Origin of the sequence: Streptomyces sp. CGMCC 4.7035 (assembly GCF_031583065.1) — a bacterium.
In the GTDB taxonomy this organism is placed as follows: Bacteria; Actinomycetota; Actinomycetes; order Streptomycetales; family Streptomycetaceae; genus Streptomyces; species Streptomyces yaanensis.
The window spans coordinates 6,005,319-6,024,957 of the sequence record NZ_CP134053.1 but is presented as its reverse complement, the minus strand read 5'-3'; the positions used below and the strand labels follow the sequence as shown (position 1 = coordinate 6,024,957).

The following is a 19,639-nucleotide window of genomic DNA, read 5'->3' as shown; positions in this document are numbered from 1 at the left end:
TGCCTCCTGTGGGGGATCTAGGGGCCAGGGCCGGGACCAGATTCACATAGGCTGATAAAGAACGCATTTCGTGCAATTACCGTGGGTGACGCGGGCCTGGACAGGGGCCATGTCGTGCTTCGCCACGCCGAAGATCGAGTTCGGGCCGTTAACCTCCCCGCGGTCGGGCAGACTCGAAGGAAGCCCGAAGCAAACCTCCCGGAAAGAGGGTGGATCGCGTGGACCGCTGCATCGTCCTGGTGGACGCCGGGTATCTGCTCGGGGCTGCCGCCAGCCTGCTCGCCGGGGAGCCCTCGAGGTCCCGGATCACCGTCGACCACGCCGCCCTCATCCAGGGGCTGCGCGAACGGGCCGAGTCCGACACGGAACGGCCGCTGCTGCGCATCTACTGGTTCGACGGCGCCCCCGACCGCGTACCGCAGCCGGAGCACCGCAGGCTGCGCGTGATGCCCCGGGTGACTGTGCGCCTGGGTGCCCTGACCCGCAGCGACGGTCGGTGGGCGCAGAAGGGCGTCGACGCCGCGATGCACGCCGAGCTGACCGAGCTGGCCCGCAACCGCGCCTGCTCGGACGTCGTACTCGTCACCGGGGACGGTGATCTGCTGCCGGGCATGATGGCCGCGAAGGAGCACGGGGTCGCCGTGCACCTGTGGGCGGTGCAGGCCGCGGACGGCGACTACAACCAGTCCGAGGACCTGGTCGCCGAGGCCGACGAGCGCCGCGTGCTCGACCGGGCGTGGATCACCAAGGCCGTCCGGGCCAAGGAACTGGGCGGGGTGTGCGCGCCCCCGCCGGCGCCGCGGCCGGAGATCGCCGCGATCCTGTCGGCCCCGCTGCCCGAGTCGGCGCTCACGGCCGCGACCGAGCGGCCCGCCGCGGAGCCCGAGCACGTCTCGGCCGCCGCGACGCAGAACGGCAGCCAGGAGCGGGTGCCGACGCCCAAGGGCGTACCGACCCCGAAGGACCTGGCGGCACTGCGGGCGCCCGGGACACAGACCGTGCAGCAGCCCGCCGGGGCGACGCTGCGGTGGTCCTCCGACAGGGGCTGGGTGGACCGGCCCGTCGCGGCCGAGTCGCCGGAGGCCGCCTCGCTGCCGACGCTGGCGCAGCTGACCACCGCGGAGCAGAGGTGGGCCGACAGGGAGGAGGACATCACCACCGTCGGCGGCGATCCCTACGAAGTGGGGCAGGTGTTCGCGCGGCGGTGGATCGGGCGGCTCGCCGACCAGTCGCACCTGCAGAAGCTCTCGGCCATGTATCCGCGGGTGCCGCACCGTATCGACGGCGAACTGCTGCGCTACGCGGCGCGGTTCGGGCTGCTCGCCCACAAGGACGACCAGATCGACGAGCACGACCGGTACGCGATCCGGGCGGGGTTCTGGCGGGAGATCGACCAGCGGACGGCGACGGAACACGCCCCCGCCGGGGAGTAACCCGTCGAGGGCCCGGGCGGGCCCCGCGAACCGCGCGACGCCCGGCACCCCGTACCCTCGTCCTTTGTGAGTACGCGCACCGCACAGGCACAACCGCAGGGTGGCGATGTCGTGTGCGCCGTGCGCGGGCTGACCAAGACCTATCCGGCGGTACGGAGCCGGCGCGGCACGCCCGGGACACCCGAGGTGCGGGCCACGGATGACGTACGGCTGGACATCCGGCGCGGGGAGATCTTCGGGCTGCTCGGGCCGAACGGCGCCGGGAAGTCCACTCTCGTACGGCAGCTGACCGGGCTGATGCGGCCCGACCGCGGCACCGTCGAGATCCTCGGACACGACATCGTGCGCCATCCCGAGCGGGCCGCGCGGATCCTCGCCTACCTCGGACAGGAGTCCACCGCCCTCGACGAGCTGACCGTCTCGCTCGCCGCCGAGACCACCGGTCGGCTGCGCGGGCTCGATCTGCGGCGGGCGCGCGAGGAGAGGGACGCGGTCCTCGACGAGCTCGACCTCACGCCGATCGCCTCGCGGCCGCTCAAGAAGCTCTCTGGTGGCCAGCGCCGGCTCGCCTGCTTCGCCGCCGCGCTCGTGGGGGAGCGGCCGCTGCTCGTGCTCGACGAGCCGACCACCGGTATGGACCCCGTCGCGCGGCGGGCCGTCTGGGCCGCCGTGGACCGCAGGCGGGCCGAGCGCGGCACGACCGTCCTGCTGGTCACCCACAACGTCATCGAGGCCGAGACCGTCCTCGACCGGGTCGCCGTCCTCGACCGGGGCCGCGTCATCGCCTGTGACACCCCGGTCGGACTCAAGGAGCGGGTCGCGGGCGAGGTGCGCGTCGAACTCGTGTGGCGCGAACGGGCCCCGCTGGACGTGCCCGAGGTCGCGGCACTGCGCGCCCGCGCCGTCGAGTCCGGGCGCCGCTGGTCGCTGCGGATGGCCCCCGAGGAGGCACGCGCGGCCGTCGCCACCGTCACCGGGGGCGCCGCCTTCGCCGCCCTCGACGACTTCACCCTGGCCACGCCGAGCCTGGAGGACGTCTATCTGGCGCTCGGAGGCAGCAACCGGGGACTGGTGAAGGCATGAGCGCGCGGGTCGTCGTATCCGTATGCAGCGGAAGGGGCGTCGCGTCCGTGGGGGACGGGGCGGCGGCAGGAGCGAAGAGGAGCAGCGCGACGTGAGTGTCGTACCCGCCGAGGTTCTGCCCGGCGCCGTGGCGGCGGACGGCGGCGTCGGGGACGAGGCCGCCCTCGGGCCGCGGGCGCGGCTGTGGCCGTCGCTCGCCGCCGTGTACCGGGCGCAGCTGTCCCGGGCGCGCGTCGCGCGGATCCCGCTGCTGTTCGTGGCGACCTTCCAGTCGATCGGCATCATGATCATGATGCGCGGGGTCGTGGACGGCGGGAGCGACGCACGGTCCGTGGTCGCCGGGTCGTCCGTGCTGGTCGTCGCCTACGTCGGGTTGAACCTTCTGGCTCAGTACTTCGGCCAGCTGCGCGGCAGCGGCGGGCTCGACCACTACGCCACGCTGCCGACGCCGGCCGCCGCGGTGGTGCTGGGGGCGGCCGGCGCGTACGCGTCCTTCACGGTGCCCGGGACCGTCGTGACCGCCGTCTTCGGGTGTGTGCTGTTCGGGCTGCCGCTGGCCCATCTGTGGGTGCTGGCCGCGGTGATCCCGCTCGCCGGTGCCGCGCTGGCCGGGCTCGGCGCCGCGCTCGGACTGCTCGCTCCGCGGCCCGAACTGGCCACGCTGCTCGGACAGTTGGGCATGTCGGCGGCGCTGCTGCTCGGGGTGCTGCCGGCCCACCGGATGCCGGAGGTCGTGCAGATCGCACGGGATCTGCTGCCGTCCACATACGGTGTCGAGGCGTTCGCGCGGACCTTCGGCGAGCATCCGGACTGGGCCTCCGTCGTCGGTGACCTGGGCGTGTGCGCCGTCGTCGGGCTGGCCTCGCTGGCCCTGGCTACCTGGGCGTATCGCCGGGCGGCCGTCCGGTGACGCGGCTGACCGACACGCCTGGCAGGATGTGAAGGTGACCGCTCCGTTGACTCCGCCTCCGCCGCCGCATGAACAGTCGCCGCACTCTTCGCACGACGCGTGGCAAGCAGTGTCCGTCCCTCCGGGGATGGGGCCCGCGCCGCACGGTTCCACGTCGGTGGACGGGTACGGCGGGCCCGGAATGAAGACCGAGCTTCGGGAGGCCGCCGTGATCACGGCGGGCGTCGCGCTCGCCGGGGCGCTCCTCGGTGTGCTGTGGTCGTGGCTGGCGCCGCGCGTGCCGCTGGTCGGGGATCTGGTCGACAAGAACTGGGTCGTCTACCTGAAGGACACCGAGGGGGAGCAGGCCGTCGGGGTGGACGGAACGTTCACGCTGCTCGCGCTCGGGTTCGGAGCGGTCAGTGCGCTGGTCGTCTTCCTGCTGCGGAAGCGGGGCGGGGTGCCGCTGGTGGTGGCGCTCGCCGTGGGCGGACTGCTGGGGTCGCTGCTCGCCTGGCGGGTGGGGGTCTGGCTGGGGCCCACGCAGAACGTGATCGCGCATGCGAAGGCCGTGGGCAAGGGGGTGACGTTCTCCGCGCCGCTGAAGCTGGGGGCGAAGGGGGCTTTGCTGGCGTGGTCGGTGGCCGCGTTGGTGGTTCACCTCGGGCTGACGGCGCTGTTCGGGCCGCGGGATCCGGATCCGTACGGTTCGGCTGCGCCGCCGGCCGTGTAAGGGGGTGGCCCGGCGGGGCGCGCCGAGAGTTTTCTCGCCCCCGCCGCCCCTATCCTTCCCGCCCCTGGGGGCTGCGCCCCCAGACCCCCGCTTTCGGCCTTGACGGCCTCGTCCTCAAACTCCCCCAAGCTCTTCGAGCAGGGGCCCAGACGGGCTGAAAGATCAAAAACCGAACGCCGGACGGGCTGAGAGATCAGCCCCTCCGGCGCTGTGGTTGCAGGACGTGGTCACGCCGGCCGGTGGCCGTGGTTCGCGTGGCCCTTCTTCATGCGCCATTTGCGCTTGCGTGTCCTCTTCGACATGTTTCCGTACTAGCCGAGGACGGGCCGTTCGTCGAGTGGTCACGCGCGGGCGATCGGCGCCAGGATCGCTTCTGTCAGCTTGGTGAGGTCTTCGGGGGACAGTTCCACCTCCAGGCCCCTGCGGCCCGCCGAGACGCAGATCGTGGCGTGCGAGGACGCCGACTCGTCCAGGACCGTCCGAAGCTTTTTTCGCTGACCCAGGGGGGAGATGCCGCCGCGCACGTATCCCGTCGTACGTTCCGCCAGCGTCGGGTCCGCCATCGCCGCCCGCTTGCCGCCCACCGCCGTCGCCAGCGCCTTCAGGTCCAGCGAGCCCGCCACCGGAACCACCCCGACCACCAGCGCGCCGTCCACGTCCGCCACCAGCGTCTTGAAGACCCGCTCGGGGGAGACCCCCATCGCCTCGGCCGCCTCCTCGCCGTAGGAGGGGTGCGAGGGGTCGTGGTCGTAGGCGTGCACCGTGAAGTCCACGCACGCGGTCGTCAGCGCCACCGTCGCCGGGGTGCCGCCCTGCTGTTGCTGCTTCTTCGTCTTCTTCGCCATCCCGGCCGTTCCCGTCCGTTCCCCGAGTGCCGCGTCAGTTCAGGCTCGTCGGACCGCGCGTCAGTTCCGACGCCGGCAACGACGGCAGACTACGGATGATCGCCGTCTCCGAGCGAAGGAGTTTCAGCTCGTCACGCAGGCGGGAGGCAGTGTCCGGCGCCTGGAGCAGCCGCTGCTTCGTCGGCGTGTCCAGCATCACCGCGGCCGCCACCAGGTACGACACCACCGCCGGTTCGTCCGGCAGTTCCGCGCCCGTCGACAGGGACCGCTCCCGCGCGCCCGCCAGCCGCTTCTGGTACTGCCGGAAGGCCCGCAGCACCCCCTCGGCGAGCGCGCCCGCCTCGTCGCCCGGCTCCTCCGGCAGCTCCTCCAACTCGGCCGTCAGATACGCGCCCGACGCGTCCACCGAGAGCAGACGGACGCGCGTCGTGCCCGTGGCCAGTACCTCGAACGTGCCGTCGGCCCGTTCGCGGATCGTCGCCGCGTCCGCGATGCAGCCCACCGCGTGGAACGTCTTGGCCGGGTCGGCCCCGAAGCCCGCCGCGGGTCCGCGCGCGGGCTGGGCCGTCGGGTCCGGCATGCCGGGGGCACTCGGCGCGACCTCGTGGCCGTCGCGGATGGCGACGACGGCGAAGCGGCGCGGTTCGTCCTCGGGGGTCTTCAGCAGGTCGCGCATCATGGCGCGATAGCGCTCCTCGAAGACGTTCAGCGGGAGCACGAGCCCCGGGAACAGTACCGAGTTCAGCGGGAAGAGCGGGAGCCGGACGGTGGTCACGACGGGAAAGCCTAATGGTCGCAGAAGGTCGCGTGGCCGGCGTGCTCACTCCGTGGGAGAGGAAGCCTTGCCGAACGGGGCGGTTTCGGCGAGGTGACCCGCAGGCGGACACGGTTCCGCACGTCCAGGAACCGGCCCAGCGGGTCGTCGGAGACCCGGTCCCAGGGGAACGACGTGGCGTACGGGCCGATCATGCGCAATTGGGTCGACGCGTCCTCCCAGCGCTCCAGCGCGACCAGGACGAAGGTGAGCAGATTGCGGACCTCCGCGGGCCACGGGTCGGCCGGCGCGTACCGAGACGACAACGCGATCGCCCGGTCCGCGGCCGCGTCGAGCCGGCCCCGGGCCACGACCGCCCCGTCGCCCTCCGTCAGGTACTTGAAGGCCGCGCGTACCGGCAGCGCCTGTACCAGGGATCCGGGCGGCGAGTCCTGCGCGGCGGTCTCGGCGAAGTCGAGGCACTCCTCGTGGGAGCCACCGGGGCCGTGCGGGGTCTTCACCCACTGGGCACGGCAGGCACCCGACAGGTACTGGAGAGCCGCGACATGGCAGCCGTAGTGGTGTGGAGAGCGGCGTATGGCCTCGCCCCACAGCCGCTCGTACTCGGCGTGGCCCGCGTCGGTGCCGCGCGCGTGGTCGAGCGCCACGCGCCAGGGCACCGGATCGCGGGGATCGCCCTCGGCCGCCGCCTCGATCAACGGGCCGACCTCGCGCAGGAGTTCGGTGCGGGCCGGGGACTGCCAGCCGCGGGCCACCGCCAGCTCCGCCTTGACCAGCAAGGCGTCCGGATCGTTCGGAGCGGCGGCGCACCAGTCCGCGAACCACTCGTCGCGCGAGCGCGCGAAGGCGGCGAGCCGCACCACGTACCGGTCGCGGTCCTCCCACTCGGCGGCCTCCCGCGTGGCCGCGAGCAGCTCGGCCGTCGGCCCGTAGTCGCCGCGACCCGCCGCGACCAGCGCGGGGGCGAGGCGCTCGTCGGGCGCGTCGAGCAGGACCTCGTCGTCCGCGGGCAGCCCGTCGGCGCGGCGCGAGGGGTTCCGGATCTTCCCCGGTGCCTCGAGGGCATCGGAGCGCTCCCGGACAGTGCGGAGGAAGGCGCGCATCAGTGCCATGGTGTCGACCATTGAAAAGCCGCAGGTCGGGGACACGCCAGCCCGATTCCATAACCCGTTTTGGTTGTAGGGTCAACAGTCAAGAGTGGGTAAAGGATGCCTGTTTGGTCGCTGTTGGGCCCCTATGCGTCCATCGGGCCGGTCGGTGGCCGTGGGGCCCTCAGCCGCGTCGCAGCAGCCGCGTGGCTCCCGCCGCGACCGTCGTCGCCAGGATCCAGCCCAGGAGGATCACCGCTGTCGACACCCACTGCCAGCCGCCCCTCAGCTGCCACTGGCCCGCCTGGCCGAGGTCGATGACGGGCAACAGCAGGTCCAGGGCGAACAGCGAGGGATTCCACGGTGGGTGCGCGTCCTTGTCGACCGGGGGGTGGCTCGCGTGCGAGAAGGCGATCGACGCCGCCGCCCACAACACCGCCATCCACACCGCCGCCCGGCCGGGCCGGTACCCGTAGGCGACCGTCCAGTCCTGCGCGTACCCCCACAGCTTGGCCGCGAACGGCAACGTCTCGCGGCGCCGCCGCTGCTTGGCGAGCAGCACCTCGCGCGCGTCCTCGTCCTCCCCGGAACTGCGCAGCACGGTCGCCAGCCGCTCGTACGGCTCCGGGTTGTACTCGGCGGTCGCCGCGGCCACCCACTCCAGGCGCCGGGCGAGCGGGAAGGCGTCCTGCGGCACGAGGTTCTCGTAGGTGAAGCCGCCCATGTGCAGGTTGCCGAGGCCGGGCCAGCTCGTCCAGCGGTCGACCAGGTTCACGGTCCGCGCGCCCGACAGGATCACCCTGCCGTGTTCGGGCCGCTCGCCCAGGAAGCGCAGCTCGGGCGTCTGGACCCGGCGCAGCGACACCTCCTGGTCGTCGGCGAGGACGAACCGGGCCTGCTCCAGGTCGACCGCGTCCCCGAACCGTCCGTCGTCCAGCCGGATTCCGCCCCGGCACTCGAACCGCTGCACCCGCGTCCCGCGGGCGGGCGTGGTGCCGCTGGTCAGCAGCGGATTGCCGACGCCCGCCGGGGTCAGATACAGCGTCCGCTCCACCGTCAGCTGAGGGGCGTTCAGCGCCAGCCGGGTATAGGGGTTGGTCAGCCGGGCGCCGCGCAGACTCAGCGAGACACCGACCTTGGCGCCGCGCAGGCTCAGCTCGCCGTGCGACTCCAGCATCTCGGCCTGCAAGTCCTGTCCGACCGTCATCCCGTCCGCGGTGATCGAACAGCCGCGCCGGTCCCGGTAGACGACGGCCTGGTTGAGCAGCAGGTCCGTGCCTATGTGCGCGTCGGTGAGCCGTACGCCGTTGTGGAAGCGGCAGCGCGGCAGATGCAGATCGCCCTCCGTGTGCACCCGCGCGGCCTCCAGGCGAGGCACCGAGCAGTCCACCAGCCGTATGGTCGTGAAGCGGGCCTCCGGCAGCAGGATCTCCTTCTCGAACCGGCAGCCCTTCAGCTCCACGTACGGCACGATCGTGCCGCCCGCGAGATCCAGCGTGTCCATGATCTGCACACCGGTCAGCTTCAGCGAGGACACCCGTCCCGCCAGCGCGGGCGGCCCGTCCAGGAGCAGCCACGCCACGATCCGCGCGCGCACGCTGCGCTCGGGGCCCCAGGGGTGGCCGCCGTGCGGATCGTCCACGGTCGTGTCCCCGCTGCGCAGGTCGAACACGCTGCCGTTGCGGAAGGCCTGCCACATGCCGGCCTCGGCGGCGGTCAGATCGTCCGGCAGGTCCCCGGTGCGGATGCCGGCACCCTCGGTCACGGCACTTCCTTCCTCCCCCAACTACTCGCGGGTTTGTACGACCGTTCATGCCCGCTGTGTGACGGGTCGAACGCTACTGGTGAAGGTGATCTTCCGGGTGCCGTTTCGGCTATCGGAATCCGGCCATACCGGGACCTGCGGAATCCGGCCGACCGCTACCCGCCGTGCGGAACCGGTCCGCTCTCGGGTGCCGCTCCCACGTGTTCGGGCCCGCGGTCCGGCCCGGTGCCGCGCGTGGCCGGCCGGGGTCGACTCCCATCCGCCGCGCGGGCCACCGGCCGCGGCTCGGGCGGATGCCATGCCGTGCGCACCACGGGACCGGTTCGGGCCGGCGCCCCTGCCCCGGTGCCGTGCGCACCGCCCGACTGGTTCGCCTCGCCACGGAGACCGTCCGCCCGCCCACGCTCCGTATCAGCCACTGATACGGACGCCCGGCCGGGCATCGCCGTCTGAGAGAATTGGCCCCGTGATCTCTCGAATCGATCTGCGCGGCGACGCCCTCCCCGAGGGGCCCGCCCTGCGTGACCTGCTGCCCCGAGCCGACTTCGACGTTCAGGCCGCCCTCGAGAAGGTGCGTCCGATCTGCGAAGCCGTGCATCATCGGGGCGACGCGGCGCTGATCGACTTCGCCGAGAAGTTCGACGGAGTGCGGCTGGAATCCGTACGGGTCCCCGCCCGGGCGCTCAGCGACGCGCTGGAGCAGCTCGACCCCGCCGTGCGCGCGGCCCTGGAGGAGTCCATCCGCCGCGCCCGCCTCGTCCACCGCGAACAGCGTCGCACCACGCACACCACCCAGGTCGTGTCCGGCGGCTCGGTCACCGAGAAGTGGGTGCCGGTCGAGCGCGTGGGCCTGTATGCCCCGGGCGGACGGTCCGTCTACCCGTCGTCCGTCGTCATGAACGTCGTGCCCGCGCAGGAGGCCGGCGTCGCGTCGATCGCCCTCGCCTCCCCGGCCCAGGCCGACTTCGGGGGACTGCCGCACCCGACGATCCTCGCCGCCTGCGCCCTGCTCGGCGTCGACGAGGTGTACGCGGCGGGCGGCGCGACCGCGGTCGCGATGTTCGCCCACGGCACCGAGTCCTGCGCGCCCGCCAATATGGTCACCGGCCCCGGCAACATCTGGGTCGCCGCGGCCAAGCGCTACTACACCGGCAAGATCGGCATCGACACCGAGGCCGGTCCCACCGAGATCGCGGTCCTCGCGGACGAGACCGCCGACCCGGTGCACGTCGCCTCGGACCTGATCAGCCAGGCCGAGCACGACCCGCTGGCGGCCGCCGTGCTCGTCACCGACTCCGTCGAGCTCGCGGACGCGGTGGAGAAGGAACTGGAGCCGCAGGTCGGGGCCACCAAACACATCGAGGACCGGATCCGCCCGGCACTCGCGGGCAAGCAGTCCGCGATCGTGCTGGTCGACGGCATCGACGAGGGCCTCCGGGTGGTCGACGCGTACGGCGCGGAGCACCTGGAGATCCAGACGGCCGACGCCGCCGCGGTCGCCGACCGGGTACGCAACGCCGGTGCGATCTTCGTCGGCCCCTGGGCGCCGGTGTCGCTGGGCGACTACGCCGCCGGCTCCAACCACGTACTGCCGACCGGGGGCTGCGCCTGCCACTCCTCGGGTCTGTCCGTCCAGTCCTTCCTGCGCGGCATCCACATCGTCGACTACACGAAGGACGCACTGGCCGAGGTCGCCCACCACGTGGTGACGCTGGCGGAGGCGGAGGACCTGCCGGCACACGGCGCGGCGATCAAGGCAAGGTTCGGTTGGAAGGTGCCAGAGAGCAAGTGAGCTTCGGAATCGACGATCTCCCCGTCCGGGACGAACTGCGCGGCAAGACCCCCTACGGCGCTCCCCAACTGGACGTCCCCGTACGGCTGAACACCAACGAGAACCCGTACCCGCTGCCCGAGCCGCTGGTCGAACGGATCGCCGAGCGGGTGCGTGAGGCCGCCCGCGACCTCAACCGCTACCCCGACCGGGACGCGGTGGAACTGCGCACCAAGCTCGCCGAGTACCTGACGAAGACCGGCAAGTACCAGGTCGGCGTCGAGAACGTCTGGGCGGCCAACGGCTCCAACGAGGTCATCCAGCAGCTGCTGCAGACCTTCGGCGGACCGGGGCGTACCGCGATCGGCTTCGAGCCGTCGTACTCGATGCACGCGCTCATCTCGCGCGGCACGGGCACCGGCTGGATCTCCGGCCCGCGCAACGACGATTTCACCATCGATCTCGCCGCCGCCGAGAAGGCGATCGCCGAGAACCGACCCGACGTCGTCTTCATCACCACTCCCAACAACCCCACCGGCAACGCGGTTCCGTCCGAGACGGTCCTCGCCCTGTACGAGGCCGCGCAGGCGGCGAAGCCGTCGATGGTCGTCGTGGACGAGGCGTACATCGAGTTCAGCCACGGCGACTCGCTGCTGCCGCTCATCGAAGGTCGGCCGAATCTCGTCGTCTCGCGGACGATGTCGAAGGCGTTCGGGGCCGCAGGCCTGCGCCTCGGCTATCTCGCCGCGCACCCGGCGGTTGTGGACGCCGTCCAGCTCGTACGGCTGCCGTACCACCTGTCGGCGATCACGCAGGCGACGGCCCTGGCCGCCCTGGAGCACACCGACACCCTGCTGAAGTACGTCGAGCAGCTCAAGGCGGAGCGGGACCGGCTGGTGTCGGAACTGCGCGCGATCGGCTACGAGGTCACCGAGTCCGACGCGAACTTCGTGCAGTTCGGGCGCTTCCCGGACGCTCACGAGGCCTGGCGGAAGATCCTCGACCGGGGCGTCCTGGTCCGGGACAACGGCGTACCGGGCCGGCTGCGGGTCAGCGCCGGAACCCCGGAGGAGAACGACGCGTTCCTCGACGCGGTCCGTGAACTACTGAGTTTTGTGGGGGACACCCCCACACCCCCGAAGGAGCAGAGCGCATGAGCCGCGTAGGACGCGTGGAGCGCACCACCAAGGAGACGTCGGTCGTCGTCGAGATAGACCTCGACGGCACCGGCAGGACCGACATCGCGACGGGCGTCGGCTTCTACGACCACATGCTCGACCAGCTCGGCCGGCACGGTCTGTTCGACCTGACGGTGAAGACCGAGGGCGATCTCCACATCGACTCCCACCACACCATCGAGGACACCGCCCTCGCGCTCGGCGCCGCCTTCAAGCAGGCGCTCGGCGACAAGGTGGGCATCTACCGCTTCGGCAACTGCACGGTCCCGCTGGACGAGTCGCTCGCCCAGGTGACGGTCGACCTGTCGGGCCGCCCGTACCTCGTGCACACCGAGCCCGAGAACATGGCGCCGATGATCGGCGAGTACGACACCACGATGACCCGGCACATCCTGGAGTCCTTCGTCGCCCAGGCGCAGATCGCGCTGCACGTGCACGTGCCGTACGGGCGCAACGCGCACCACATCGTCGAGTGCCAGTTCAAGGCGCTGGCGCGGGCACTGCGCTACGCGAGCGAGCGCGACCCGCGCGCGGCCGGCATCCTTCCCTCCACGAAGGGCGCGCTGTAGAGCCATGAACGGACTGTCCACCGTACTGATCGTCGTCGGCCTCTTCCTCGTCGGCGGCATCATCTCCTTCGCCAAGCAGCAGATGCCCAGGAGCCTCATCGTGCTGCTCTCGATCGGCGCGGCGATGTGCCTGGTCGCGGGCATCCTCCGGTTGGAGGTGTGGAATTGAGCGGTCCCAGGAAGGTCGTGGTCTTCGACTACGGCTTCGGCAACGTCCGCTCCGCCGAGCGCGCCCTCGCGCGCACGGGAGCCGACGTCGAGATCACCCGCGACTACGACAAGGCCATGAACGCGGACGGTCTGCTGGTGCCGGGTGTCGGCGCCTTCGCCGCCTGCATGCACGGCCTGAAGGAAGCGCGCGGTGACTGGATCATCGAGCGTCGCCTGGCCGGCGGCCGTCCCGTGATGGGTATCTGCGTCGGCATGCAGATCCTGTTCGCGCGCGGCATCGAGCACGGCGTGGAGACCGAGGGCCTCGACGAGTGGCCCGGCTCGGTCGAGCCGCTCCAGGCCGACATCGTGCCCCACATGGGCTGGAATACCGTCGAGGCGCCGGCCGACTCGGAGCTGTTCGCCGGTCTGGACGCGGACGCGCGCTTCTACTTCGTGCACTCCTACGCCGTCCACGACTGGGCCATGGAGACGCTCAACTCAAGGATGCACGCCCCGAAGGTGACCTGGTCGACGCACGGCAAGCCCTTCGTGGCGGCCGTCGAGAACGGCGCCCTGTGGGCCACGCAGTTCCACCCCGAGAAGTCCGGCGACGCCGGAGCGCAGCTGCTCACCAACTGGATCGGAACCCTGTAGACCATGGCCAAGCTCGAACTCCTCCCCGCCGTCGACGTCCGCGACGGTCAGGCGGTCCGCCTCGTGCACGGCGAGTCCGGCACGGAGACCTCCTACGGCTCCCCGCTGGAGGCCGCCCTGGCCTGGCAGCGGGCGGGCGCCGAGTGGCTGCACCTGGTCGACCTGGACGCGGCGTTCGGCACCGGCGACAACCGCGCGCTGATCGCCGAGGTGACCAAGGCCATGGACATCAAGGTGGAGCTGTCCGGCGGCATCCGGGACGACGACACCCTGGCCGCCGCCCTGGCCACCGGCTGCACGCGCGTGAACCTGGGCACCGCCGCCCTGGAGACCCCGGAGTGGGTCGCCAAGGTCATCGCCGAGCACGGAGACAAGATCGCGGTGGGCCTCGACGTCCGGGGCACCACGCTCCGCGGCCGCGGCTGGACCCGCGACGGCGGCGACCTCTACGAGACGCTGGAGCGCCTCGACAAGGAAGGCTGCGCGCGGTACGTCGTCACCGACATCGCGAAGGACGGCACCCTCCAGGGCCCGAACCTGGAGCTGCTGAAGAACGTGTGCGCGGCGACGGACCGTCCGGTCGTGGCCTCCGGCGGCGTGTCGTCGCTCGACGACCTCCGTGCCATCGCCGGCCTGGTACCTCTCGGTGTGGAGGGCGCCATCGTCGGGAAGGCGCTGTACGCGAAGGCGTTCACCCTGGAAGAGGCTTTGGAGGCTGTGTCGTCATGAGCGATGCCGTGCGGCGCGTGCAGAGCGGGAGTCCCTGGGAAGAGTCTTTCGGTTTCGCACGCGCCGTCGCGGCCGGCGACCGTGTGCTGGTGGCCGGTACGTCGGCCTTCAAGGGCAGCGTGCTGTACGGGGAGGGCGACCCGTACGAGCAGGCGAAGGTGGCGTTCACCAGCGCCGTCGATGCGATCGGTGAGTTCGGGCTCGGGATCGAGTCCGTGATCCGTACGCGGATGTACCTGACCCATGCGCGGGACGTGGACGCCGTGGGCCGGGCCCACAAGGAGGTCTTCGACTCCGTGCGCCCGGTGGCGACCCTGCTGGTCGTGGAGGGCTTCGTCGACCCGCGCATCCTGGTCGAAGTGGAACTGGAAGCCTTCCGAGGCTAGAAGCAGAACATTCAGAGGAGCCGTGAAGTCATGACCCTGGCGGTCCGAGTCATCCCCTGCCTGGACGTGGACAACGGCCGGGTCGTCAAGGGCGTCAACTTCCAGAACCTGCGCGACGCGGGTGACCCCGTCGAGATGGCCAAGGTGTACGACGCCGAGGGCGCCGACGAGCTGACGTTCCTGGACATCACCGCGTCCTCGGGCAACCGCGAGACGACGTACGACGTGGTGCGCCGCACCGCCGAGCAGGTGTTCATCCCGCTGACGGTCGGCGGTGGCGTCCGTACGGCCGAGGACGTGGACAAGTTGCTGCGGGCGGGCGCCGACAAGGTGGGCGTCAACACGGCCGCGATCGCCCGCCCGGACCTGATCCGGGAGATCGCGGAGCGCTTCGGCCGCCAGGTGCTGGTCCTGTCGGTGGACGCGCGGCGGACCGAGTCCGGTTCGTTCGAGGTGACCACCCACGGCGGCCGTCGCGGCACCGGCATCGACGCCGTCGAGTGGGCGCACCGGGCCGCCGAGCTGGGCGCGGGCGAGATCCTGCTCAACTCGATGGACGCGGACGGCACGAAGGACGGCTACGACCTGGAGATGATCGCGGCCGTCCGCAAGCACGTGACGGTCCCGGTGATCGCCTCGGGCGGCGCGGGCAGGCTGGCCGACTTCCCGCCGGCCATCGCCGCGGGCGCGGACGCGGTGCTGGCGGCGTCCGTGTTCCACTTCGGCGACCTGCGGATCGGCGAGGTGAAGGAGACGCTGCGGGGGGCGGGGCTTCCCGTTCGCTAGTTCGAGGTACCGCCCGCGGTAGTGAACGCGGTAGTGATCAAGGTTGCTGTCTCTCTAAGCTGCTCGTATGCCTGGAATCACGATCGAGTTCACCGAGGAAGAGCTGGCCGAGCTGCGCGCGGAGGCCAAGGAGCAGGGCGTCTCGATCAAGCGGCTCGCGCACGACATACTGACTGAGGATGTCGTGCGGAGGCGGCAGAAGCAGCGGTTCGTGGAGGGTGCCTCGAAGTACGCCCGGGAGATCATGGCGGACTTCGAGGAGCGGTTCCCGGTGGGGCTGCGGTGACGATGTATGTAGACGCGGGCTGGATCCTCAACGTGCAGGTCGAGGTCTCGCCGCCCAACACCCCCATCCGTGACTGGGGCGCCCTGCACTGCATGGCCGAGCGGCACAGGTACGAGCGTGTCGCGGGCGAGCCCTACTACGAGGAGGCCGCGACGCGCGCGGCGACGTTCCTGCACACGGCGCTGAGACTCAGGCCGTTCACGGACTACAACGCGTCGATCGGCATCGGCTGTGTCCGCGCTTACATGGAGGCGTCGGGTACGCCGCTCGATCCGCGACCCGGCGACTGGGCGAAGCTGGTCTCCGACATTCGCAGCGACGAGGCCGACCTCTCGGAGATCGCCCGACTCCTGCGCGACTGGGCCGCGTAAGATCGCCAGACGCGAAAGGCCTGGCCGGGCTGTTGATCGCCGTGTCCGTGCCGCTGCTCGTCTTCGTCCGCATGCGGGACCTGCCCCCGGACGACACGACCGTATCCGGGAAGGCAACGCCCTGGCGAGACCTCCGCGACGGTCTGCGCCACGTCCGCCGCCACCGCGTCCTCGCCCCGCTGATGTTCGCCATCGCCCTCGGCGACCTCGGCTTCGTCGGCCCGCTCAACATCGGCCTGACCCTGCTGGCCGACGAGCGCGGCTGGGGCGCCTCGGGCATGGGCTGGGTGCTCGCCGGGTTCGGCGCCGGCGCGGGCGTGGCCGCGCTGGCACTGACCGTACGGGGACGGCTGCCGCACGCCGGATGGGTGGCAGCCGTCTCCATCCTGGCGGGCTCCGTCGCGATCGGGGCTCTCGCCTACGTACCGACCCTGATCGCCGCCGTCGGCACCGCCCTGCTCGTCGGGCTGCTCGCCGGGCTCAGCGGGGCGTTGTGCGGCGCCCTGCTGCAGACCCAGTCCGACCCGGCCTACCTCGGCCGGGTCAGCTCGGTCGGCGGCATCGTCAGCCTCGGCATCGCGCCGCTCGGCATGCCGCTGTGCGCCGCCGCGATCGGAGCCTGGGGCACGGGCCCCGTCTTCGTCGTCAGCGCCGCGGTATGCGGCCTCGGCGGCATCGTCGCCCTGGGCGTCCGCGACCTGCGCCGCGCCGAACTCCCTCGGTGAGCCGCCGGACTCAGATCCCCAGCTGCTTCGCGTCCTGCATCTTCGCGACCGCGTCCTTGTCGCCCTCCAGCTCCACGTCCGCCACCCGCTGCCGCCCCATCGCGAACATCAGCAGCTCCGAGGGCTCGCCGGTCACCGTCACGACCGGCGTGCCCCGGTGCGCGACCGCCGTCTGCCCGTCCGGGCGGCGCAGCACCAGGCCCGTCGGCGCGCTGCGGCCGGTCAGCCGGGCCGTCCGCTCCAGCCGCGACCACAGCGCGTCCTGGAAGACCGGGTCCAGCTCGCGCGGCGTCCAGTCGGGCCGGGCCCGGCGCACGTCCTCGGTGTGGACGTAGAACTCGACGGTGTTCGACATCTCGTCGATCTGCTTCAGCTGGAAGGGCGAGAAACGCGGCGGGCCCGTACGGATGAGCTGGATCAGCTCCTCGTACGGCTTCTCGGTGAACTCGGCCATCACCCGCTCCAGGCGTGGCGCGAGCTGCTTGACGAGGATGCCCCCGGCCGCGTCCGGGCGGCGCTCGCGCACCACCACGTGCGCGGCCAGGTCACGGGTGGTCCAGCCCTCGCACAACGTGGGGGCGTCCGGGCCCGTGGCCTCCAACAGGTCGGCGAGGAGAAGTCGTTCACGCTTCGCATGGGTCGACATGCAGTCAGCGTACGACCGGGGGGACGGTCCGCCCACTGGACGGCGGCCGGGAATGTCGGTGCGGCGCGGCACAATGGTCGGCATGACCAGCACGCCTCCGCCCAGTAGGCCCAGCGGCCTGGACCCCGAGCTCGCGGCGCGCCTCAAGCGCAGCGCCGACGGGCTGCTCCCCGCGATCGCCCAGCAGTACGACACCGGTGAGGTGCTCATGCTCGGCTGGATGGACGACGAGGCGCTGCATCGCACCCTGACGACCGGCCGGTGCACCTACTGGTCGCGCAGCCGCCAGGAGTACTGGGTCAAGGGCGACACCTCCGGGCACTTCCAGTGGGTGAAGTCCGTCGCCCTCGACTGCGACGCCGACACCCTGCTGGTCAAGGTCGACCAGGTGGGCGCCGCCTGCCACACCGGCGACCGTACGTGCTTCGACGCCGATGTCCTGCTCAAGGACGCCGATTCCGGCCCGCCCTCCGCGGATCAGTAAGGTCAGCCGCCATGGACCTCGAGACGTTCCGCAAGCTCGCCACCGACCGCCGCGTCATCCCGGTCACGCGCAAGCTCCTCGCCGACGGCGACACCCCGGTCGCGCTCTACCGCAAGCTCGCAGCGGAGCGCCCCGGCACCTTCCTGCTGGAGTCCGCGGAGAACGGCCGTACGGCGTATCAATGGTCTCGCTACTCCTTCGTCGGTGTGCGCAGCGCCGCCACCCTCACCGAGAAGGACGGCCGGACCCACTGGCTCGGCGTCCCGCCCGTCGGCGTCCCGGTCGACGGCGATCCGCTGGCCGCCCTCCGCGCCACCATCGAGGCCCTGCACACGCCCCACCAGGACGGTCTGCCGCCCTTCACCGGCGGCATGGTCGGCTATCTGGGCTACGACATCGTGCGCCGCCTGGAGAAGATCGGCCCCGGCGAGCGGGACGACCTCAGGCTGCCCGAGCTGACCATGCTCCTCACCAGCGACCTCGCGGTCATGGACCACTGGGAGGGCTCGGTCCTGCTGATCGCCAACGCGATCAACCACAACGACCTCGACACGGGAGTCGACGAGGCCTACGCGGACGCCGTGGCCCGCCTCGACGCCATGGAGGCGGACCTCTCGCGCCCGGTCGCCCAGCCCCCGGCGCACCTTCCGCCGTCCGAACTCCCCGAGTACACCGCGCTGTGGGGCGGCCCCGACTTCCAGGAGGCCGTCGAGGACATCAAGGAGCGCATCCGCGCGGGCGAGGCCTTCCAGGTCGTACCGTCGCAGCGCTTCGAAACGCCGTGCACGGCAAGCGCGTTGGACGTGTACCGGGTGCTGCGGGCCACCAACCCGTCCCCCTACATGTACCTGTTCCGCTTCGACGGCTTCGACGTCGTCGGGTCCAGCCCGGAAGCGCTGGTGAAGGTCGAGGACGGCCGGGCGATGGTCCACCCCATCGCGGGCACCCGGCCCCGCGGCGCCACGCCGCAGGAGGACCAGGCCCTCGCCGACGAACTGCTCGCCGACCCCAAGGAGCGCGCCGAGCACCTCATGCTCGTCGACCTGGGTCGCAACGACCTGGGACGGGTCTGCGAGCCCGGCTCGGTCGAGGTCGTGGACTTCATGTCCATCGAGCGGTACTCGCACGTGATGCACATCGTCTCGACGGTGACCGGACGGGTCGCGGCGGGCCGCACCGCCTTCGACGTCCTGACCGCCTGCTTCCCGGCCGGCACCCTCTCCGGCGCGCCGAAGCCCCGTGCCATGCAGATCATCGACGAACTCGAGCCCTCCCGGCGCGGGTTGTACGGCGGCTGCGTCGGGTACCTCGACTTCGCGGGTGACTCCGACACCGCCATCGCCATCCGTACGGCGCTGCTGCGCGACGGCACCGCGTACGTGCAGGCGGGCGCGGGCATCGTGGCCGACTCCGACCCGGTCGCCGAGGACAACGAGTGCCGCAACAAGGCGGCCGCGGTGCTGCGGGCGGTGCACACGGCGAACCGGCTGAGTCGGTGAGTCGGTGAGTCGGTGAGCCGGTGTGTCGGTGTGTCGGTGAGCCGGTGAGTCGATAAGGGGCCCCGGGTGACGGTTCGGCCGGGCTTCGGGCGATAGTGGAGTACGTGACTGCCGTACCTCATCCCCGATCCGAGGCCGCCGCGCCCGCCCGGTCAGCCCGCCGCAGCCTCGCCGTCGCCCTGCTGTCGGGGGCGCTCGGCGCGGCCGTGGCGCTGCTCGCCTCCCGCCAGGGCTGGTCGGCGGGGACCGTGGCGGTGGCCGGCGGCGACTACCGGCTGGCCGCCAAGGGCAGCGAGGTCACGGGCGTGCCCGCGGCCCTCGCCATAGTGGGCCTCGCCGCGCTCGTCGCCGTCTTCGCGGTCCGCAGGGCCGGGCGCCTCTTCGTCGCCGGGCTGCTCGCGCTCTCCGGCGCTGGCACCGTCGCCGCGGCGCTCCTCGGCGCCACCGACAGCTCCGCGCTCGACGACAAGGCGGCGCAGGCGGCCGGCGACACCTCCGCGACCGCCTCCGCGCTCACGCACACCGCCTGGCCGTACGTCGCGGCCCTCGGCGGCGCCCTCATCCTCCTCGCCGGACTGCTCGCCCTGCGCTACGGCCGGCTGTGGCCCGCGATGTCCGGCCGCTACGAGCGCGACGGCACCCCCCGGCCGCGCAAGGCCAAGCCCGTGGACCCGGACCGCCCCGAGGACATCTGGAAGGCCCTGGACCGGGGCGAGGACCCCACAGGGGCCTGACCCCGCGCCGTTGCCGCGTGAGCGACGGGTGATAGGTTCGGGCTGTGCTGAGCGAGA

Annotated in this window: 22 protein-coding genes and 1 pseudogene; 18 read left to right on the top strand and 5 right to left on the bottom strand. The window is 71.8% G+C overall.

Annotated features, from left to right (window positions below; translation table 11 throughout):
* The first annotated feature begins 218 nt into the window (after nucleotides 1-218).
* The 4 genes from Q2K21_RS26440 to Q2K21_RS26425 all read left to right on the top strand — a co-directional run bounded on the left by Q2K21_RS26440 (nucleotide 219) and on the right by Q2K21_RS26425 (nucleotide 4,138).
* Nucleotides 219-1,433, top strand: coding sequence for an NYN domain-containing protein (locus Q2K21_RS26440; protein WP_310775723.1), 1,215 nt, complete (start codon nucleotides 219-221; stop codon nucleotides 1,431-1,433).
* Between the two features lie 111 nt (nucleotides 1,434-1,544).
* Nucleotides 1,545-2,516, top strand: a complete 972-nt coding sequence (locus Q2K21_RS26435) for an ABC transporter ATP-binding protein (RefSeq protein ID WP_310781259.1) — start codon at nucleotides 1,545-1,547, stop codon at nucleotides 2,514-2,516.
* Nucleotides 2,517-2,607: 91 nt separating this feature from the next.
* Entirely contained in the window at nucleotides 2,608-3,426 is an 819-nt protein-coding gene (locus Q2K21_RS26430; RefSeq protein WP_310775722.1) for an ABC transporter permease, read from the top strand.
* A gap of 34 nt (nucleotides 3,427-3,460) precedes the next feature.
* Entirely contained in the window at nucleotides 3,461-4,138 is a 678-nt protein-coding gene (locus tag Q2K21_RS26425) for an AAA family ATPase (RefSeq protein WP_310775720.1), read from the top strand.
* A gap of 341 nt (nucleotides 4,139-4,479) precedes the next feature.
* On the opposite strand, the gene ybaK is transcribed toward Q2K21_RS26425, so the two are convergent.
* The 4 genes from ybaK to Q2K21_RS26405 all read right to left on the bottom strand — a co-directional run bounded on the left by ybaK (nucleotide 4,480) and on the right by Q2K21_RS26405 (nucleotide 8,611).
* On the bottom strand, nucleotides 4,480-4,983 hold the full coding sequence (ybaK, locus tag Q2K21_RS26420; protein WP_310775718.1) for a Cys-tRNA(Pro) deacylase: 504 nt from the start codon (nucleotides 4,981-4,983) through the stop codon (nucleotides 4,480-4,482).
* 34 nt (nucleotides 4,984-5,017) lie between these two features.
* Nucleotides 5,018-5,758 carry an LON peptidase substrate-binding domain-containing protein gene (locus tag Q2K21_RS26415; RefSeq protein WP_310775716.1) on the bottom strand — a complete coding sequence of 247 codons (741 nt, stop codon included), beginning with the start codon at nucleotides 5,756-5,758 and terminating at the stop codon, nucleotides 5,018-5,020.
* Between the two features lie 11 nt (nucleotides 5,759-5,769).
* Nucleotides 5,770-6,870 (bottom strand): hypothetical protein, encoded by a 1,101-nt coding sequence (locus Q2K21_RS26410; RefSeq protein WP_310775714.1) that lies wholly within the window; start codon nucleotides 6,868-6,870, stop codon nucleotides 5,770-5,772.
* A 160-nt stretch (nucleotides 6,871-7,030) separates the two neighbouring features.
* Nucleotides 7,031-8,611: an oxidoreductase gene (locus Q2K21_RS26405; RefSeq protein WP_310775713.1), complete on the bottom strand. Its 1,581-nt coding sequence runs from the start codon at nucleotides 8,609-8,611 to the stop codon at nucleotides 7,031-7,033.
* 466 nt (nucleotides 8,612-9,077) lie between these two features.
* On the opposite strand from Q2K21_RS26405, the gene hisD reads away from it, so the two are divergent.
* From hisD to Q2K21_RS26350, 11 genes and pseudogenes are all read left to right on the top strand, one after another.
* Nucleotides 9,078-10,403 carry a histidinol dehydrogenase gene (hisD, locus tag Q2K21_RS26400; protein ID WP_310775711.1) on the top strand — a complete coding sequence of 442 codons (1,326 nt, stop codon included), beginning with the start codon at nucleotides 9,078-9,080 and terminating at the stop codon, nucleotides 10,401-10,403.
* The gene (locus tag Q2K21_RS26395) at nucleotides 10,400-11,539 is read left to right on the top strand and encodes a histidinol-phosphate transaminase (RefSeq protein WP_310775709.1); all 1,140 of its coding nucleotides are present in this window, start codon (nucleotides 10,400-10,402) and stop codon (nucleotides 11,537-11,539) included. The genes hisD and Q2K21_RS26395 overlap by 4 nt, the downstream gene beginning before the upstream one ends.
* On the top strand, nucleotides 11,536-12,129 hold the full coding sequence (hisB, locus tag Q2K21_RS26390; RefSeq protein WP_310775707.1) for an imidazoleglycerol-phosphate dehydratase HisB: 594 nt from the start codon (nucleotides 11,536-11,538) through the stop codon (nucleotides 12,127-12,129). The genes Q2K21_RS26395 and hisB overlap by 4 nt, the downstream gene beginning before the upstream one ends.
* 4 nt (nucleotides 12,130-12,133) lie before the next feature.
* Complete coding sequence (locus Q2K21_RS26385; RefSeq protein ID WP_062710143.1) at nucleotides 12,134-12,298, top strand: hypothetical protein; 165 nt, start codon at nucleotides 12,134-12,136, stop codon at nucleotides 12,296-12,298.
* A complete protein-coding gene (gene hisH, locus Q2K21_RS26380; RefSeq protein WP_310775704.1) occupies nucleotides 12,295-12,936 on the top strand; it encodes an imidazole glycerol phosphate synthase subunit HisH in 642 nt (213 codons plus the stop codon). Before Q2K21_RS26385 ends, hisH begins: the two co-directional genes overlap by 4 nt.
* Nucleotides 12,937-12,939: 3 nt before the next feature.
* Nucleotides 12,940-13,665, top strand: a complete 726-nt coding sequence (priA, locus tag Q2K21_RS26375) for a bifunctional 1-(5-phosphoribosyl)-5-((5-phosphoribosylamino)methylideneamino)imidazole-4-carboxamide isomerase/phosphoribosylanthranilate isomerase PriA (protein WP_310775702.1) — start codon at nucleotides 12,940-12,942, stop codon at nucleotides 13,663-13,665.
* A complete protein-coding gene (locus Q2K21_RS26370; RefSeq protein ID WP_310775700.1) occupies nucleotides 13,662-14,051 on the top strand; it encodes a RidA family protein in 390 nt (129 codons plus the stop codon). The genes priA and Q2K21_RS26370 overlap by 4 nt, the downstream gene beginning before the upstream one ends.
* 30 nt (nucleotides 14,052-14,081) lie before the next feature.
* The gene (gene hisF, locus Q2K21_RS26365) at nucleotides 14,082-14,837 is read left to right on the top strand and encodes an imidazole glycerol phosphate synthase subunit HisF (protein ID WP_310775698.1); all 756 of its coding nucleotides are present in this window, start codon (nucleotides 14,082-14,084) and stop codon (nucleotides 14,835-14,837) included.
* A 67-nt stretch (nucleotides 14,838-14,904) separates the two neighbouring features.
* Nucleotides 14,905-15,123: a hypothetical protein gene (locus tag Q2K21_RS26360; protein WP_310775696.1), complete on the top strand. Its 219-nt coding sequence runs from the start codon at nucleotides 14,905-14,907 to the stop codon at nucleotides 15,121-15,123.
* Between the two features lie 2 nt (nucleotides 15,124-15,125).
* Nucleotides 15,126-15,494: a hypothetical protein gene (locus Q2K21_RS26355; protein WP_310781257.1), complete on the top strand. Its 369-nt coding sequence runs from the start codon at nucleotides 15,126-15,128 to the stop codon at nucleotides 15,492-15,494.
* Nucleotides 15,495-15,505: 11 nt separating this feature from the next.
* Nucleotides 15,506-16,219 (top strand): annotated as a pseudogene (locus Q2K21_RS26350) (MFS transporter); the annotation flags it as partial.
* Between the two features lie 10 nt (nucleotides 16,220-16,229).
* Here Q2K21_RS26350 and Q2K21_RS26345 read toward each other — a convergent pair.
* Nucleotides 16,230-16,865, bottom strand: a complete 636-nt coding sequence (locus tag Q2K21_RS26345) for a TIGR03085 family metal-binding protein (protein ID WP_310775694.1) — start codon at nucleotides 16,863-16,865, stop codon at nucleotides 16,230-16,232.
* Between the two features lie 82 nt (nucleotides 16,866-16,947).
* Between Q2K21_RS26345 and hisI the strand changes: the two genes are divergently transcribed.
* The 3 genes from hisI to Q2K21_RS26330 all read left to right on the top strand — a co-directional run bounded on the left by hisI (nucleotide 16,948) and on the right by Q2K21_RS26330 (nucleotide 19,582).
* Entirely contained in the window at nucleotides 16,948-17,349 is a 402-nt protein-coding gene (gene hisI / locus Q2K21_RS26340) for a phosphoribosyl-AMP cyclohydrolase (protein ID WP_310775691.1), read from the top strand.
* Between the two features lie 11 nt (nucleotides 17,350-17,360).
* Nucleotides 17,361-18,848, top strand: coding sequence for an anthranilate synthase component I (locus tag Q2K21_RS26335; RefSeq protein WP_310775689.1), 1,488 nt, complete (start codon nucleotides 17,361-17,363; stop codon nucleotides 18,846-18,848).
* Nucleotides 18,849-18,943: 95 nt separating this feature from the next.
* The gene (locus tag Q2K21_RS26330) at nucleotides 18,944-19,582 is read left to right on the top strand and encodes a TIGR02234 family membrane protein (protein WP_310775687.1); all 639 of its coding nucleotides are present in this window, start codon (nucleotides 18,944-18,946) and stop codon (nucleotides 19,580-19,582) included.
* Nucleotides 19,583-19,639 lie beyond the last annotated feature (57 nt).